General features: G+C 62.4%; 14 protein-coding genes. 6 read left to right on the top strand and 8 right to left on the bottom strand.

All coding sequences use genetic code 11. The features are described 5' to 3' along the window. Positions 1–10: 10 nt before the first annotated feature. The 6 genes from BSY16_RS28305 (at position 11) to BSY16_RS28280 (ending at position 8,369) form a co-directional block, all read left to right on the top strand. Positions 11–1,501: an ABC transporter substrate-binding protein gene (locus BSY16_RS28305; protein ID WP_502696035.1), complete on the top strand. Its 1,491-nt coding sequence runs from the start codon at positions 11–13 to the stop codon at positions 1,499–1,501. A gap of 87 nt (positions 1,502–1,588) precedes the next feature. After that, positions 1,589–2,503, top strand: coding sequence for an ABC transporter permease (locus tag BSY16_RS28300; protein WP_069063761.1), 915 nt, complete (start codon positions 1,589–1,591; stop codon positions 2,501–2,503). A gap of 10 nt (positions 2,504–2,513) precedes the next feature. Next, the gene (locus BSY16_RS28295; RefSeq protein WP_069063088.1) at positions 2,514–3,437 is read left to right on the top strand and encodes an ABC transporter permease; all 924 of its coding nucleotides are present in this window, start codon (positions 2,514–2,516) and stop codon (positions 3,435–3,437) included. After that, positions 3,430–5,049, top strand: a complete 1,620-nt coding sequence (locus BSY16_RS28290; RefSeq protein ID WP_069063087.1) for an ABC transporter ATP-binding protein — start codon at positions 3,430–3,432, stop codon at positions 5,047–5,049. The genes BSY16_RS28295 and BSY16_RS28290 overlap by 8 nt, the downstream gene beginning before the upstream one ends. A 28-nt stretch (positions 5,050–5,077) precedes the next feature. Then, positions 5,078–5,959, top strand: a complete 882-nt coding sequence (locus BSY16_RS28285) for a dihydrodipicolinate synthase family protein (RefSeq protein WP_069063086.1) — start codon at positions 5,078–5,080, stop codon at positions 5,957–5,959. Between the two features lie 166 nt (positions 5,960–6,125). After that, on the top strand, positions 6,126–8,369 hold the full coding sequence (locus BSY16_RS28280) for a methyl-accepting chemotaxis protein (protein WP_069063085.1): 2,244 nt from the start codon (positions 6,126–6,128) through the stop codon (positions 8,367–8,369). Between the two features lie 182 nt (positions 8,370–8,551). On the opposite strand, the gene BSY16_RS28275 is transcribed toward BSY16_RS28280, so the two are convergent. The 8 genes from BSY16_RS28275 to BSY16_RS28245 form a co-directional block, all read right to left on the bottom strand. Beyond that, positions 8,552–8,800 (bottom strand): hypothetical protein, encoded by a 249-nt coding sequence (locus tag BSY16_RS28275; protein ID WP_069063084.1) that lies wholly within the window; start codon positions 8,798–8,800, stop codon positions 8,552–8,554. Positions 8,801–8,810: 10 nt separating this feature from the next. Further along, positions 8,811–9,509, bottom strand: coding sequence for a hypothetical protein (locus tag BSY16_RS28270; RefSeq protein ID WP_069063083.1), 699 nt, complete (start codon positions 9,507–9,509; stop codon positions 8,811–8,813). A 58-nt stretch (positions 9,510–9,567) separates the two neighbouring features. Beyond that, entirely contained in the window at positions 9,568–10,965 is a 1,398-nt protein-coding gene (locus tag BSY16_RS28265) for an APC family permease (protein WP_069063082.1), read from the bottom strand. A gap of 13 nt (positions 10,966–10,978) precedes the next feature. Beyond that, on the bottom strand, positions 10,979–11,146 hold the full coding sequence (locus BSY16_RS32190) for a hypothetical protein (RefSeq protein WP_150130170.1): 168 nt from the start codon (positions 11,144–11,146) through the stop codon (positions 10,979–10,981). 8 nt (positions 11,147–11,154) lie between these two features. Continuing rightward, the gene (locus BSY16_RS28260; protein WP_069063081.1) at positions 11,155–11,538 is read right to left on the bottom strand and encodes a hypothetical protein; all 384 of its coding nucleotides are present in this window, start codon (positions 11,536–11,538) and stop codon (positions 11,155–11,157) included. Continuing rightward, complete coding sequence (locus tag BSY16_RS28255) at positions 11,528–11,860, bottom strand: hypothetical protein (RefSeq protein WP_069063080.1); 333 nt, start codon at positions 11,858–11,860, stop codon at positions 11,528–11,530. The genes BSY16_RS28260 and BSY16_RS28255 overlap by 11 nt, the downstream gene beginning before the upstream one ends. 274 nt (positions 11,861–12,134) lie before the next feature. Further along, positions 12,135–14,342, bottom strand: coding sequence for a methyl-accepting chemotaxis protein (locus BSY16_RS28250; protein WP_069063079.1), 2,208 nt, complete (start codon positions 14,340–14,342; stop codon positions 12,135–12,137). Between the two features lie 190 nt (positions 14,343–14,532). Beyond that, positions 14,533–14,883 carry a putative quinol monooxygenase gene (locus BSY16_RS28245; protein WP_083243155.1) on the bottom strand — a complete coding sequence of 117 codons (351 nt, stop codon included), beginning with the start codon at positions 14,881–14,883 and terminating at the stop codon, positions 14,533–14,535. Between the last annotated feature and the right edge of the window lie 41 nt (positions 14,884–14,924).

Raw genomic sequence — 14,924 nt, 5'->3', positions numbered from 1 at the left:
CGTGAAGAAAATGCTTGTTCTGGGGGCTCTCATGCTGGGCTCCGCCTTGTCCCCCGCCTTTGCCGGCTCGGGACCGATCAAGATCGTGCTCGCCGAGGAGGCCGACCTGCTCGAGCCCTGCATGGCGACCCGCTCCAATATCGGCCGTGTCATCCTGCAGAACGTCAGCGAGACGCTGACCGAACTCGACGTTCGCGGCGACAAGGGCGTCATGCCGCGCCTTGCCGAAAAGTGGGAGCAGAATGCCGATGGCAGCTGGCGGTTCCACCTGCGCCAGGGCGTGAAATTCTCCGACGGCACGGCGTTTGACGCAAAGGACGTCAAGCACAGCTTCGAGCGCATCATGAGCGACAAGAACGCCTGTGAGTCCCGCCGCTATTTCGGTGGTATGACCGTGACACCGACCATCGTCGACGACTACACGATCGACTTCAAGGCCGATCCGGTCCAGCCGATCCTTCCGCTGCTTTTGTCGCTCGTCACCATGGTGCCGGAAGAGACGCCGCTGGAATTCGTGCGCGAGCCCGTCGGCACCGGCCCCTACAAGCTGACCAACTGGACACCGGGCCAGCAGATCGTGCTGACCGGCCGTGACGACTATTGGGGCGCCAAGCCCGAAGTGACCGAAGCGACCTACCTGTTCCGTGCCGACCCGTCGGTTCGCGCGGCCATGGTGCAGGCCGGCGAAGCTGACCTGTCGCCGTCGATCTCGCAGCTCGACGCCACCAACCCGGCAACGGATTTTTCCTATCTCGACAGCGAGACCGTCTACCTGCGCATCGACCATAATATCGCACCGCTGAACGACGTGCGCGTTCGCCGCGCGCTCAACATCGCAATCGACCGCCAGGCCTTCCTCGGCACACTCGTTCCGGACAGCGCATTGCTCGCCACCGCTATCGTGCCGCCGCCGACGCTCGGCTGGAACCCTGACGTCAAGGTCTTCCCCTATGATCCGGAAGGCGCAAAGAAGCTGCTCGAGGAAGCCAAGGCCGACGGCGTCAAGGTCGATACCCCGATCACCATCATTGCGCGCTCGGCAAACTTCCCGAACGTCACCGAGATCATGGAGGCCATCCAGGCGCAGCTCCAGGAGGTCGGTTTCACGGTCGAGCTGAAGTTCGTCGAGGTCGCCGAGCACGAGCAGTACTACTCGAAGCCCTTCAAGGAAGGCCGCGGTCCGCAGATCGTCGCCGCCATGCACGACAACTCGAAGGGCGATCCGTCGTTCTCGATGTTCTTCAAGTATGCGACCGAAGGCACGCAGTCCGGCTTCTCCGATCCGAAGGTCGACGACCTGATCAAGCGAGCCTCGGCCGCCGTCGGCGAGGAACGCGCCAAGCTCTGGTCGGAAGTGATCGCCTACGTGCATGACGACGTCGTTGCCGACGTCCTGCTGTTCCACATGGTCGGTTTTTCTCGGGTTTCCGAACGCCTGGAATTCAAGCCGACGATGGCGACCAACGGAACGCTCCAGCTTTCGGAAATCAAGATCAAGTAATCTGTCCTGGCGAGCACTATGCTCGCTGGTCACAACAGCAATCAAGGCGGCGGGATGATCACGCCGCCCGATTCCCCTGAGGGCGCCATGCTGAAATTCGTTCGAAAACGCGCTGTGGCCAGTCTGATCTCGCTCGTCGGACTGATCGTCATAGTCTTCTTTCTCTCGCGCTTGACGGGGGATCCGGCCGCCTTGTTCCTGCCGGTCGAGGCTTCCGCGGAGATGAAGCAGCAGTTCCGCGAACTGCATGGCTTGAACGATCCGCTGCTGGTGCAGTTCGGTCGCTATGTCGGTGATGTCGTTACCGGCGATTTCGGCGAATCGCTCCGCAAGGCACGCCCGGCGCTTGATGTCGTGCTCGAAGCCTTCGTCTGGACCCTCTGGCTTGCGCTCATAACCATGACGCTCGTCACCGGCGCCGCAATCGTCGTAGGCTCGCTCGCCGCTTTCCGCGCCGGCGGCTTCTTCGACCGTCTTTCCTCGATCATTTCCCTTGTCGGCGCTTCGGTTCCCGATTTCTGGATCGCCATCGTCGCGATCGTCGTCTTCTCAGTCAATCTCGCCTGGCTGCCGACTTCCGGCACCGGCTCGTTGCTGCACTGGATCCTGCCGATCTGCGTGCTCTTCATTCGCCCGTTCGGCATTATCGTGCAGGTGGTGCGCGGCTCGATGATTGGTGCACTGTCCTCCGCCTATGTGAAGACGGCGCGCGCCAAGGGGGTCAAATCCGGCCCGATCATCTTCGTGCATGCGCTGCGCAACGCCATGCTGCCGGTCATCACCGTTATCGGCGACCAGGCGGCGAGCCTGCTCAACGGCGCGGTCATCGTCGAGACCATTTTTGGCTTTCCCGGCGTCGGCAAGCTGATGATCGATTCCATCCTGCAGCGCGACTTCAACGTGGTGCTCGCCGCGATCCTCGTCACGGCGCTCGCAATCTTCCTCATGAACCTGTTGATCGACCTTGCCTATGCATTGCTCGATCCGCGGATCCGCCACTGAGGAGCATGCCATGACCCTCCTGACCACCGACACCGCCATCACCGAGGAACTGCCGTTCGCCAAGCGCATGTTCCGCATGCTGCTGGCCGACAAGTTCGCGCTCTGCGCGGCGATTTTCCTTATCGTCATCCTGATCCTTGCAATCATCGGGCCGAACTGGCTGGGTGATCTTGCAACCAAGCAAAACCTGCGCGGCCGTAATGCAGCACCCTTCGACTGGCAGCGCGGCTGGGTTTGGTGGATGGGTGCGGATGCGCTCGGCCGCCCGCTGCTCGCCCGCATCGTCGTCGCCACGCAAAACACGCTGATGGTCGCCGCTGGCGCGGTCGTGCTCTCGGCGGTCATTGGCACGGTTCTCGGGCTCATCGCGGGCTTCTCGTCGGCGCGCGTCAATCAGGTGATCATGCGCCTTGCCGACGTCATCATGTCCTTTCCGTCACTGCTGATCGCGGTGATTGTGCTCTATATCCTCGGGTCGTCGATCCTCAACCTCATGCTGGTATTGGCGATCACCCGCATCCCGGTCTATCTGCGCACCGCGCGGGCAGAGGTGCTGGAGATCCGCGAGCGCATGTTCGTGCAGGCTGCGCGCGTCATGGGCGCGTCCTCCAAGCGCATCCTCTTTCGCCATATCCTGCCTGTCGTTTTGCCGACGTTGACGACGCTTGCGACACTCGACTTCGCCTATGTGATGCTGGCCGAAAGCGCGCTGTCCTTCCTCGGCATCGGCATCCAGCCACCGGAGATCACGTGGGGGCTGATGATCTCGCAAGGCAGGCAATATCTCACCAATGCCTGGTGGCTGTCCTTCTGGCCGGGCCTTGCCATCATCCTCACCACCATGTCGCTGAACCTGCTGTCGAACTGGCTGCGCATCGCGCTCGATCCGGTGCAGCGCTGGCGCCTTGAAATGAAGGGCCGCACGAATGGCTGAGCATCTTCTCGAAGTCCGCAACCTGTCGGTCGAGTTCCACACGGCGGTCGGCGTGGTGAAGGCGGTTCGCAACATCTCCTACCATCTCGACCGCGGCGAGACGCTGGCCATTCTCGGCGAGAGCGGGTCGGGCAAGTCGGTCTCCTCCTCGGCGATCATGAACCTGATCGACATGCCGCCGGGCCGCATCAGCTCGGGTGAAATCCTGCTCGACGGCGTGGACCTGCTGAAAATGCCGGCGCAGCAGCGACGTGAGGTGAATGGCCGCCGCATCGCCATGATTTTTCAGGATCCGCTGAGCCATCTCAACCCGGTCTATACGGTCGGCTGGCAGATCCGCGAGGCACTGACGACACATGGAACCGCCTCGGCGCAGGCGAAGGCGGAGGCGCTGCGCCTCCTGACGCGCGTGGGCATTCCGAACCCCGAGCAATCACTCGACAAGTATCCGCACGAGTTTTCGGGCGGTCAGCGTCAGCGTGTCATGATCGCGATGGCGCTTGCGCTGCGTCCCGACCTCCTCATCGCCGATGAACCGACGACGGCGCTCGACGTGACCGTCCAGGCCGAGGTGCTCGCCCTGCTGGAGGAATTGCAGCAGGAGACCGGCATGGCCGTGCTCATCATCACGCATGACCTTGGCGTTGTCGCCGAGATCGCGGACCGCGTCGTGGTGATGGAGAAGGGTGTGCTGGTCGAGACCGGCACTGTCCGCGAGGTCTACAAGAACCCGCAGCATCCCTATACCAGGAAGCTGATTGCCGCAGCACCCGGCAAGGGCGAGATGCACGCGCCCGCCGCCCGCGCTGAACCGGTGCTTTCGGTGCGCGACGTGCGCAAGCGTTATGGTTCCTTCGAAGCGTTGAAGGGCGTGTCCTTCGATCTCATGGCTGGCGAGACCATGGCCGTCGTCGGGGAAAGCGGTTCAGGTAAATCGACGCTTGCCCGCATTCTTCTGCGTCTCGACGAGCCAGATGCCGGCAGCGCCATGTGGAAGGGCCGCGATCTCTTCACCATGTCCCCGGCGGACCTCTACAAGCTGCGCCGTGACTTGCAGATGGTGTTCCAGGACCCGACGCAATCGCTCAATCCGCGCATGACCGTCTACCAGCTCATCTCCGAGGCCTGGGTCATTCATCCCGACATTCTTCCCAGGGCGAAATGGCGCGAGCGCGTGGCTGAGCTTCTGGTGCAGGTTGGCCTCGGCCCGGAACATATGGGGCGTTATCCCCACCAGTTCTCCGGTGGCCAGCGGCAGCGCATCGCGATTGCCCGGGCGCTCGCACTCGAACCACAGCTCATCATCTGCGACGAGGCGGTCTCGGCGCTCGATGTCTCGGTGCAGGCGCAGGTCATCGCGCTGCTCGACAAGCTGCGCCGTGAGATGGGCATCGCCTTCATCTTCATCGCCCATGACCTGCCGGTGGTGCGCGATTTCGCCGACCACGTCATGGTCATGCAGAAGGGCGATATCGTCGAACTCGGCACGGTGCGCGAGGTGTTCGACACGCCGCGGGAAAACTACACCCGCGCCCTTCTCGCCGCAGGGCTCAACCCCGATCCCGATATCCAGGCCGCTCATCGCGCCGCCCGCCTGCAGAGCGCCTCGTAAGGCGCTGTCCCACAAAAGGAAGACACCCATGACCAAGCAAGCCTTCGTGGCCCTCGTGACCTGCTTCAACGAGGATGAAACCATCAACTATCAGGCGACGCGAGCGCAGGTCCGCCGACAGGTCGAGGTCGGCAACAACATCATGTGTGCGGGCACCAACGGCGACTTCACGGCGCTGACCTTTGAAGAGAAAGTGCGCTTGACGGAAGAGGTGGTCGACGAGGTCGGCGGTCGCGTCAAGGTGATCGTCAATGCCGGCATGCCGGCGACTTTCGAGACGATAAAGCTGGCCCGCGAGTTCGACCGCATCGGCGTCGATGGCATCGCCGTCATCACGCCCTTTTTCATCGCCTGCACGCAGGACGGCCTCATCCGCCATTTCTCGACCGTGGCGGACGCGGTGACGACGCCGGTCTACCTCTACGACATTCCGGCCCGCACGCAGAACCACATCGAAGCGGAAACCGCCCGCGCACTTTCTGGCCACGGCAACATCGCCGGCATCAAGGATTCGGGAGGAGCGAAGGAGACGCTGGAGGCCTATCTTCAGGTGGCGAAGGAGGTCGAGGGTTTCGAGGTCTATTCCGGTCCCGACCATCTGGTGCTCTGGGCCTTGCAGAACGGCGCCGCCGGCTGCATTTCCGGCCTTGGCAATGCCATGCCGCATGTGCTTGCCGGCATCCTGAGGGCCGTCAATGGAGGTGATGCCGCGGAGGCGGAAAAGCAGCAGGCGATCTTCGCCGCCTTCCGCACGGACCTTTACGCGCTCGGTTTTGCACCCGCCATGGTCAAGCGCGCCCTCTACCTGCAGGACGCCTCCGTCGGCGCCAGCCGCCAGCCGGCCTTGCTGCCGAATGCCGAGCAGGACGCCCGTATTGCGGATATCCTGCGCCAATACGGGCTGCGCTAAACACTTTTCGGCGAGGCCGCACATGAGCGCTGCAGCTCCTGTGCGGCAGCCTGAAACGACCCGGGCTACAAGAAATAGCGATGTATTTTTCGAGTCGGCAAATTTACTCAAAATTGAGTTTAATCAACCATCTCTGATGCCACTCAAGTTGTATCAAGGTGATGATATGCCCGAAATCGATATTAAACGCCCTTTGTGGATTACGATAACAGCCTGCGGCTTTGCGGCAGTGCTATTTTCCAGCGTTGCGATCGGAGGGACGGCCTGGTACCGGCAGTCGATTGCGACCAATGACGCCTTGCAGCGGGAAGTCGCGAGCGACCTGGCGCTGATCGAGACCGACATGGCAGCCCAGCGCAAGGCTGCTTCCGCTCTCGCGCTGACGCTCGCCGCCGAGCCCGAGGTCGCCGGCCTGATCACCAGCAATGCCCGTGACGAGATCATTGCCCGACATGCGGCCGCCTGGCCCGTCGTTGTCAGCGAAGGCGGTCTGCAGCTGATGACCTTCATCAATGCGAAGGGCGAGGCCGTCGCACGCATCCATACGCCGGATAAGTTCGGTGACGACATGAAGGGCCGCCGCAAGACCGTTGTCGAGGCCTTGTCGAGCGGCAAGCTCGTGGCGGGCATCGAGCCGGGCCGCACCGCGGTCAGCATGTTCGCTTCCGCGCCCGTCGTCAGCGGCGGCGAGATCGTCGGCGTCGTCGATGTCGGGACCAGCCTGACGAACGCCTACTTCGAACCGCTCGCAGCGCGCATCGGCGGCGAGGTAGCGGTCCATATCCTTGTCGACGGCAAGCTGGCAAAGCAGGCATCGACGACCGAGGCTTCATTGCTTTCCGAAGACGACCTGACGGCGGCCTTCGCCGGAGAGGCAGTTCAGAAGCGCGTGAGCGCCGGTGACACGACGTTCGTCGTCAAGGCCGTGCCGTTCAACAACTATTCCGGCACCAAGATCGGCATCATGGAGATTGCATCCGACGTCAGCGCTGTCGTCAACGACGGCAAAACCGCCGTGTGGATGACGGTCGCCGGCACGGTCGTGGTTTCGCTGCTGTCGCTTCTCGGCTTCTTCCTCTTCGCCCGCGCGCTGGCCGGTACGCTCGGTCGCCTCACCGGCACCATGACGCGGCTGGCCGGCGGGGATCTCACGGCAACCGTCGAAGGTGATGCGCGTCCCGACGAGGTCGGCGCGATGGCACGTGCGGTCAAGGTCTTCAAAGACAACGGCCTCAAGGCACGCGAACTCGAACAGCAGGCGGAAGCCCTGCGCGATCAGTCCGAAGAGCAGCGGCGCATCACGGCCGAACAGGAGCGCATACGCGCGGAAGCGATGGAACTGGCGACCAATGGGCTTGCTGGCGGTCTGCAGCAGCTCGCTTCCGGCAATCTCGCCGTTCAGCTGAACCAGTCGTTCTCCGAGGAGTTCGAGAGCCTGCGCGACGACTTCAACCGCGCCGTGCGGCAGTTGCGCGATACGATGTCGGCCGTGGCGGATGCGACGGGCTCCATCGACAGCGGCTCTCGCGAAATCAGCCAGAGCGCCGATGACCTTTCCAAGCGCACCGAGCAGCAGGCGGCCTCATTGGAAGAAACCGCCGCCGCCCTCGACCAGATCACGACCAATGTCGCGAACTCTTCCAAGCGCGTCGAGGAGGCCCGCACGGTCGCCATTCAGGCGAACCAGAGTGCCAGCCAGTCGGGCGAGGTGGTTGCGAAAGCCGTCGATGCGATGGGCAAGATCGAGCAGTCTTCGAACCAGATCTCCAACATCATCGGCGTCATCGACGACATCGCCTTCCAGACCAATCTGCTTGCGCTGAATGCGGGCGTCGAAGCGGCGCGTGCGGGCGAAGCCGGCAAGGGGTTCGCCGTCGTCGCACAGGAAGTCCGCGAGCTTGCGCAGCGTTCCGCAATGGCCGCGAAGGAAATCAAGGGTTTGATCAACAATTCGTCCGTCGAGGTCGAAAGCGGCGTTCATCTCGTCAGCCAGACGGGTGCGGCCCTCAAGACGATTGAAGGCTATATCGTCGCCATCAACCAGCACATGGATGCGATCACGACCTCATCCCGCGAGCAGTCGATCGGGTTGACCGAGGTAAACACGGCCGTCAACCAGATGGACCAAGTGACCCAGCAGAATGCGGCAATGGTGGAAGAAGCCAATGCCGCCGGTGCCACGCTCGCGAACGAGGCGGCTCGGCTGCGCGATGTGGTTGCGCGGTTCCAGCTGGGGAGCGGCACATCTGCGGGCTCCCCGGCACGCCGTGCGGCACCCGCTTTGGCGGCCGCTCATGCAGCCCCTTCGAACTCGCCCGCCCGCAACATGGTCAATCGCATTGCCAGCGCCTTCACCGCCCGCGGCTCGGCGGCAGTCGCGGTCGACAAGGATTCCTGGGAAGAATTCTAAATCCATCACTGGCGCCGCTCCGAGACCAGACGGCCAGGAGCGGATAGACTACATCACTGCTGATGCGACACGCGTCGAACCCGAGAGGTTCGGCGCGTGTCGTGCTGTGCGGCTTTGCCGTAAGCCTCTTGCCTCGCGACCGATGAACCTTGAGTTGACCGACACCCTCGGACCCTAAATGCCTAAAGCCGCGCCAGCCTTGCCCGGCGATAGGCATCCGGAATGGACAGGGCCCAGATGAAAAGGCCACCGGCGTGCCGGCCGATGAATGATTGATCCGGCGTCGTCGTCATGAAGGTGAGGATCGAGAAGAGCATGACGAAGAGGGCGAAGGTGAGCCCGCGCCGCGGCTCTCCTATCGCCACATGACCCGCGCCCGGCAAAGCGACGGCAAGAGCGAGAACGAGATAGGGATTGGGTTCTTTTCCCATTGCACAGTCCTTAGCTAACACCGACCGCTGCGCGTTGCGCAGCACTGCCTGCGAGCGAGCGGAGTTCCATGGCGAGATCGAGCGCTTGGCGTATCGTGCTCTGGGGCACGGTATCGACGGCGAAGCGCGCCTGCCGCAGCAGGAGATGGGCCGATCGCTCGCCTTCCGCGGCCTGCACCACCACGCGGATCATGCGCGGCGTGACGACAGCCTCCTTCAGCCGTGGGTCCGCAACCAGGCCGGCAAGGCTATGCCGCAAGGGTTGCCACTGCTCATCCCTGGCGTTCGCGCTGCCGCGCATGAGCATGGGAACCTGCGTCATCGGCGGCGTCAGCCATTCGTTCAGGCCGTGCACTGCCGAATAGTATTCCGACCCGGTCGGCCGCGCGAGCACGCCGATTGTCGGCCAAGCGTGGGAAATGCCGTCTTGCAGCGTGACCCGCAGCCAAAGCTGCGGCAGCCGGCGTGTCACCATCGTATCGGTGACGACATCGAGCGTGACCTGGGTGCCGTCCTCCAAAACCCCGCTCACCATAGGATGGTGATCGGCGGAAAGCCCGAAACGGGGGGCCTCCAGGACCGCCCCCGCCTCGTCCAGCAGCCGATGCCGCTGCGCCACCGTCTTGCGATGCTCTCTGGTAGCGAGCACCGCGAGAAGGGCGCATGCGGCCAATGAGAGGATCAGGAACAGGGCCTGGGAAAGGATCATGTGACCATACAGCAGGAAGTGTCAGGCGTTGGCGGCCGCAAAGCCGCCAACGGTCTCATCAATAGCCTTCAGGCCTCGGCCACGGCATGGTAAACTGGTCGCCGCGCCGCACATAGCGGTAGCGACGGAAGTGAAACCACAGCGACGCCACGATGTAGAAGCCCGTCATGGCGATGAGCTGCGTGCCGTACCCCAGGAACACCGCGAAGTAGGCCGTGCCGCAAAGCAGCAGCAGCACGATGGTCGGCAGGGGATGGAACGGGTGGACGTATCCGCGTTTGATGCTCCCCAGCGGCCATTTGTTACGGAACATCACCATGTTAAAGGTCATGAACGTATAGCCGAGCAGACCCGACAGGATCGAGAAGGTCACGACCTGGTCGAGCGGTGCGCCCAGCGCGAAGATCAGCGCGATCGGCACGAGAAAGACGATCGAGCGATAGGGTGTGCGGTAGACGGGATGCACCGCGCCGAACCAGATCGGCAGGTAGCGGTCGCGGCCCATGGAGAACCACGCGCGGGACGCATCGTTGATGCAACCGTTGGCCGAGGCGAGGGTCGAGAACATCGTGCCGACGAAGAGCAGCACCATGAGGCCGCTGTTTCCCGTCACCCGGGCGGCGTCGAACAGTGGCGTTCCGGCCTGGCCAAGATATTCCCAGGGGATGAGGCCGGAGCATACATACCAGGTCATCGTTGCGGCAATCAGCAGCGTCATGATCCCTGCCATCGTGCCGTAGGGCAGCGAACGGGCGGGTGAGCGCACTTCCTCTGCCGCCTGGCAGGTGCCTTCGATCCCGAGATAGAACCATAGGCCGAAATGCAGCGCGGCGATGATGCCGACCCAGCCGTAGGGCATCGGATCGGTCGTCACGGCGGAAAAGTCGAGCGGTACGGCGGAGCCTCCGAATTGCACGACCAGAAACAGTGTGACAATGGCGAGAAATGCGATCGCCGTGATGACCAGGTTGAACGTCAGCGTCGCAAGGACGCCGCGATAGTTCAGCCAGGCAAGGAACATGATCGCCAGCACGATGAAGGGTTGCTGATTGAGGCCGCTGTGCCCCTGCAACCCGGCGACGGTATCCAGGAGGAAGCCGATCGTGATCGCGTTGCCGGCTTCGAGCATCGTGTAGGCCATGACCAGAAAGAGACCCACATTGAAGGCCATGAGCGGGCCGACGATGTGTTTGGCCTGGGCATATTGTCCGCCGGCGGCCGCAACCGTCGACGTCACCTCGGAATCGATCATGGCGACGCAGGTGTAGAGCAGGCCGGCAACCCAGCAGGCGACGAGGCCGGCGATCATCCCGCCTTTGCCCACCGAGAAGTTCCAGCCCATATATTCGCCGACGAGAACGATGCCCACGCCAAGCGCCCAGATGTGGGCAGGTCCGAGGACGCGCAAAAGTTGCAGTCTTGCCGGTTGGCCGGCATTCGCATTGGTATTCGACATTGCCGCCGCCCCCTCAGATCACGTGTCGCTCGGCCTCGGCCTCGATCTCGCCTTCGCGCGATGAGGTCAGCAGGTCGTTGTCATAGGTGGTGTCGATGCGCGCCATGTCGGTGAGCATCAGGATGGCGAAGAGCGCCGAGAGCGCCCACGCGGCGTATTCCAGGATGTTCCAGGTATCCATGTCGTCGCCTACTTCTTTTTGGGGCCGAAGCGCTCTTCGATCACGTCGCGGTACTCCTTGTCGGAGAGCCTCACCACGAGGATGAAGTAGCCGATGACGAGGACGGCCATGATGATGAGGGCCGACCAGCTGAAGGAATAATCGAAGCGGGCGGTGATCATGTCGTTGACAGCGGCAGGATCGGTATAGCCGAGTGCCGCCCACTGGGCCTGTTCGTTGGCGTTCTGACCGAGCGCTTCCCAGGTCGGGTTCTCGATCGGCGCCGGCGTCTTGGCCGCCCCGGCGAGGCCGAGATAGAGCGGGATGTACAGCGCCCCCACGGTCAGCGCCAGAAGCGTCAACACGTCGAAGATCTGTCCGCCGAGGCTTTGTTTCGGGGGCTTATACGCCATGATGCTCCCCTCCGCGCCGGCGGGCCCGCATCTCGTCGAGATGCTTGAGATCGAGGCCGTAAATGAACTCTTTGTCTTCGACGTAGTGCCGCAGCATGGCAACGATCGCCGCCGTGTTGAAGAGCAGCACCAGCGCGCAGAAGACCGCAAGAATTATGCGAATGGCCGGCACGGAAATAAACGGCCAAACGATGAAAAGTGCAAAAAGCATCGTGCACCACAGCACGACGACGAATACAATGAGGCTTGCCCGGTCGCGCGCGTGCATCTGGTCGATGCGCCGCGCGAAGTGCACGTCAGCACCTCCGCTATGCGATACCATTCGTTCTCCTCCCGAAGCGAATTTTGCCTTTTAGGCAATTTAATTTCGCTGGAGGAATATGAACCCGTGACCTCAGAAGTCAAGCGACGCCTGTGCGATTTTGTCGCATCTTGGAACGAATCCGCTGCCGCTGCCGCGCGCGATCGTGCGGCTGAAAATGGTGAGACGGTTTGTGCTGGTTGCCGGCGTTCAGGACGTGGCGGTCCGTCGGAGCGCCAATCAATTGGCGGTGGTGATCGCCGGACGCTCCGGCGATCACCAAGGGCTAATGGTATCAGGCGGCTTTTCGAGCGCGATAACCCGCGCCTGTTCCCGAACCAAGCTCGAACTGGCTCAGCAGCCGGTTCAGCGCATTAACTTCCATCGCAAGACTATGGCTTGCGGCAGTCGTTTCCTCGACCATTGCCGCGTTCTTCTGGGTGTCCTGGTCCATCTGGTTTACGGCCGTATTGATCTGCTGGAGGCCCGATGCCTGCTCTTGTGCGGATTCCACGATCGCGGCGACGTGCAGGTTGATTTCCTGCACCTCGGTGACGATGGCATCCAGAGCCGTGCCGGTATTGCCAACCAGCTGAACTCCTTCCCCGACATGGAGATTTGACGCCGAAATAAGCGCCTTGATCTCCTTCGCCGCATTGGCCGAGCGCTGCGCGAGTTCGCGCACTTCCTGCGCCACGACCGCAAAGCCCTTGCCGGCTTCGCCGGCCCGTGCCGCTTCCACGCCCGCATTCAAAGCCAGCAGGTTGGTCTGGAAGGCGATCTCGTCGATGACGCTGATAATGTTGGAAATTTCGTTCGAGGATTTTTCGATGCGTTCCATGGCGCCCACGGCCTGGCGAACCACCTCTCCCGAGCGCTCCGCCCCGACGCGGGTGCGGGCGACCAACTGGCCCGCCTCATGGGCACGCTTTGCCGCGTCTCGCACCGTCGTCGTTATCTGTTCCAGAGCCGCTGCGGTTTCTTCAACGGCGGCGGCCTGCTGTTCGGTGCGCTTCGCCAGGTCGTCGGCGGCGGACTTGATTTCGTTGGCGCCGGCATCGATGCCCCGTGCATTCTCCGATACATGGACCAACGCGTCCTGCAGCTTCGCGGCGGAGTTGTTGAAGTCGTTTCGAACGGAATCGAGCTGTGCCACGAACGGCTGCGTGATGCGGAAGGAAACATCGCCCTCCGAAAGCTTCGCCAATGCGCCCGCCAGGCTGTCGATCGCAAACTTCACGTCAGCTGCTTCCTTTGCCGCTTTCCGCTGTTGCGTTGCGCGTTCTTCTTCGCTGAGATTGCGGTTGGATTCGGCCTCGCGTTCGAGCCGGGCCTTTTCCCTGTTGTTCTCCAGCAGTACTTCGAGCGAGCGGGCAAGATCGCCGATCTCGTCCTTGATTCCACTGTCCTTCAGGTTGAGCTGAAGGTTTCCCTGTGCGATCTGCGCCGTCTCGCCGATGATGTTGGAGATGCGGCCTATGAAACGACGCGCGATAAGCCAGCCGGCGAGCGCAAGCAGCACCGTTGCGGTCACGATGATGGCCAACGCGTCACGCATCATGGCGTCGAGCTGCGCGAGCACCGTGCTTTTCGGCACGGAGACAATGGCATACCACTTCATGTCCGCGGTTAGCGAGACGGGCGTGGCCACCGCGAAATGAACCGTCCCATCCGATGTCGTCACTTCCCGCTCAACACCGGGACTTGCAATGAGTGCGTCCCAGCCTACCGTTTGCGCGCCGCCATCGACCAGGCTCTTGCCGATCAATGCCGGATCGGGATGGCCGACGATCTTGCCGGCACTGGTAACGAGGCTGAGGAAGCCCGTGCCCATGGGACGGACGGCCGCGAGCGCCTCGCTTGTGTCCTCAAGGGAAAGATCGAGGCCGGCCACGCCGAGCGTCTTGCCATCGACGACGATCGGTTTTGCGACCGAGGTGATCAGGACGTCCTTGCCGTCGATCGCATAGGGATACGGCTCGATGACGACGGTCTTCTGCGTTGTGAACGGAAGCTGATAGTAGTCGCCGGGACCTGCCGTCGCATAGTCGGTGAGGGCCGTGTTGGTGATCTGGCCATTGCCGCCGCGAACCCAGTAGGGAACGTAGCGTCCCGTCGCATCGTATCCTGCCTTTCCGGCAAAGTCCGCGTCCTTGCCGTCGAAGGCGTCCGGCTCCCAGCCGGTCCAAAGCGCCAGAATGTTCGGGTTGCTTTCGAGCATGTCGCGCAGGATATCGTCGGCCTTGCCGCGGTTGGCGTCGCCGCCTTCCTTTATGGTTTCCAGAACTGAGGCCAGGTTGTTTATGATATGCACCGTGCCGCCGATTTCCTTCTCGGAAACCAGGGCTTCGGACTTTGCGATCTGCAGCATGCGCTCCAGGCTGGTGCTTCGTACGTCCTCATAGGATCGATAAAAAAGCACGGCCGAGGCGGCAATCGTCGCGATCACGCCGCATGCGGCAACAGACAGAATATTCCGGCCAGTGGCCGATCGGAAAAGCATTTTCAATCCCCCAAATGCTCGCCCTCGATTGTTTCGCTCTTGGACGAGACTCCCCCCATGACGCTGGCAACAGCCCATTTGGCGAAGCTTAGGGTTTTATGCTTAACGAATTGCACTCGGTTGCAGACACCATTCGCCCGCGCGGCGGAGCGTTCGACATGCCGTCCTGCGGTGTCGCCTCCGCCTGCATTCATGCCTGATAGGGGCTCGCCATTCGCAGCCAACGGACGTCCAGATCGCCGGCGAGCAGCGTGTGGCGCGACTGAAGAAAACTCTGCACATAGGGTTGCGAGAGGTGAGCCTCGAGGTGAGCGACGCTCGCCCAAACCTCGTAGAAGACAAAGACATCAGGATCATCCCGGTCGCGATGCACATGGTACTGTAGCGCACCGTCTTCTTTGCGCGTCGGTCCGACAAGCGCGAGGAGGGCGGCCTGCAGCGCTTCGGCTTTTCCGGGCTTGGCGCGTGCCTGGCCGACCAGCGCATAGGGGCTCGATTCGTCTCGTTCTGGCGCCGGGAGGTTCAAGGCAGGGCTCGACATAGGGTCTCCTTATGGTACGGTTCTGTTCGTACCTATCATTG

Origin of the sequence: Sinorhizobium sp. RAC02 (genome assembly GCF_001713395.1) — a bacterium.
Lineage (GTDB): Bacteria > Pseudomonadota > Alphaproteobacteria > Rhizobiales > Rhizobiaceae > Shinella.
This window is presented reverse-complemented; position numbering and strand designations above follow the sequence as displayed.

Excerpts from the sequence above, each read along its gene's own strand:
- BSY16_RS28300 (WP_069063761.1), top strand. The coding sequence starts at position 1,589 with ATGCTGAAATTCGTTCGAAAACGCGCTGTGGCCAGTCTGATCTCGCTC.
- BSY16_RS28250 (WP_069063079.1), bottom strand. The coding sequence starts at position 14,342 with ATGCTTTTCCGATCGGCCACTGGCCGGAATATTCTGTCTGTTGCCGCA.
- BSY16_RS28245 (WP_083243155.1), bottom strand. The coding sequence starts at position 14,883 with ATGTCGAGCCCTGCCTTGAACCTCCCGGCGCCAGAACGAGACGAATCG.
- BSY16_RS28275 (WP_069063084.1), bottom strand. The coding sequence starts at position 8,800 with ATGGGAAAAGAACCCAATCCCTATCTCGTTCTCGCTCTTGCCGTCGCT.
- BSY16_RS28270 (WP_069063083.1), bottom strand. The coding sequence starts at position 9,509 with ATGATCCTTTCCCAGGCCCTGTTCCTGATCCTCTCATTGGCCGCATGC.
- BSY16_RS28265 (WP_069063082.1), bottom strand. The coding sequence starts at position 10,965 with ATGTCGAATACCAATGCGAATGCCGGCCAACCGGCAAGACTGCAACTT.
- BSY16_RS28305 (WP_502696035.1), top strand. The coding sequence starts at position 11 with ATGCTTGTTCTGGGGGCTCTCATGCTGGGCTCCGCCTTGTCCCCCGCC.
- BSY16_RS28290 (WP_069063087.1), top strand. The coding sequence starts at position 3,430 with ATGGCTGAGCATCTTCTCGAAGTCCGCAACCTGTCGGTCGAGTTCCAC.
- BSY16_RS28280 (WP_069063085.1), top strand. The coding sequence starts at position 6,126 with ATGCCCGAAATCGATATTAAACGCCCTTTGTGGATTACGATAACAGCC.
- BSY16_RS28285 (WP_069063086.1), top strand. The coding sequence starts at position 5,078 with ATGACCAAGCAAGCCTTCGTGGCCCTCGTGACCTGCTTCAACGAGGAT.
- BSY16_RS28295 (WP_069063088.1), top strand. The coding sequence starts at position 2,514 with ATGACCCTCCTGACCACCGACACCGCCATCACCGAGGAACTGCCGTTC.
- BSY16_RS28255 (WP_069063080.1), bottom strand. The coding sequence starts at position 11,860 with ATGGTATCGCATAGCGGAGGTGCTGACGTGCACTTCGCGCGGCGCATC.
- BSY16_RS28260 (WP_069063081.1), bottom strand. The coding sequence starts at position 11,538 with ATGGCGTATAAGCCCCCGAAACAAAGCCTCGGCGGACAGATCTTCGAC.
- BSY16_RS32190 (WP_150130170.1), bottom strand. The coding sequence starts at position 11,146 with ATGGATACCTGGAACATCCTGGAATACGCCGCGTGGGCGCTCTCGGCG.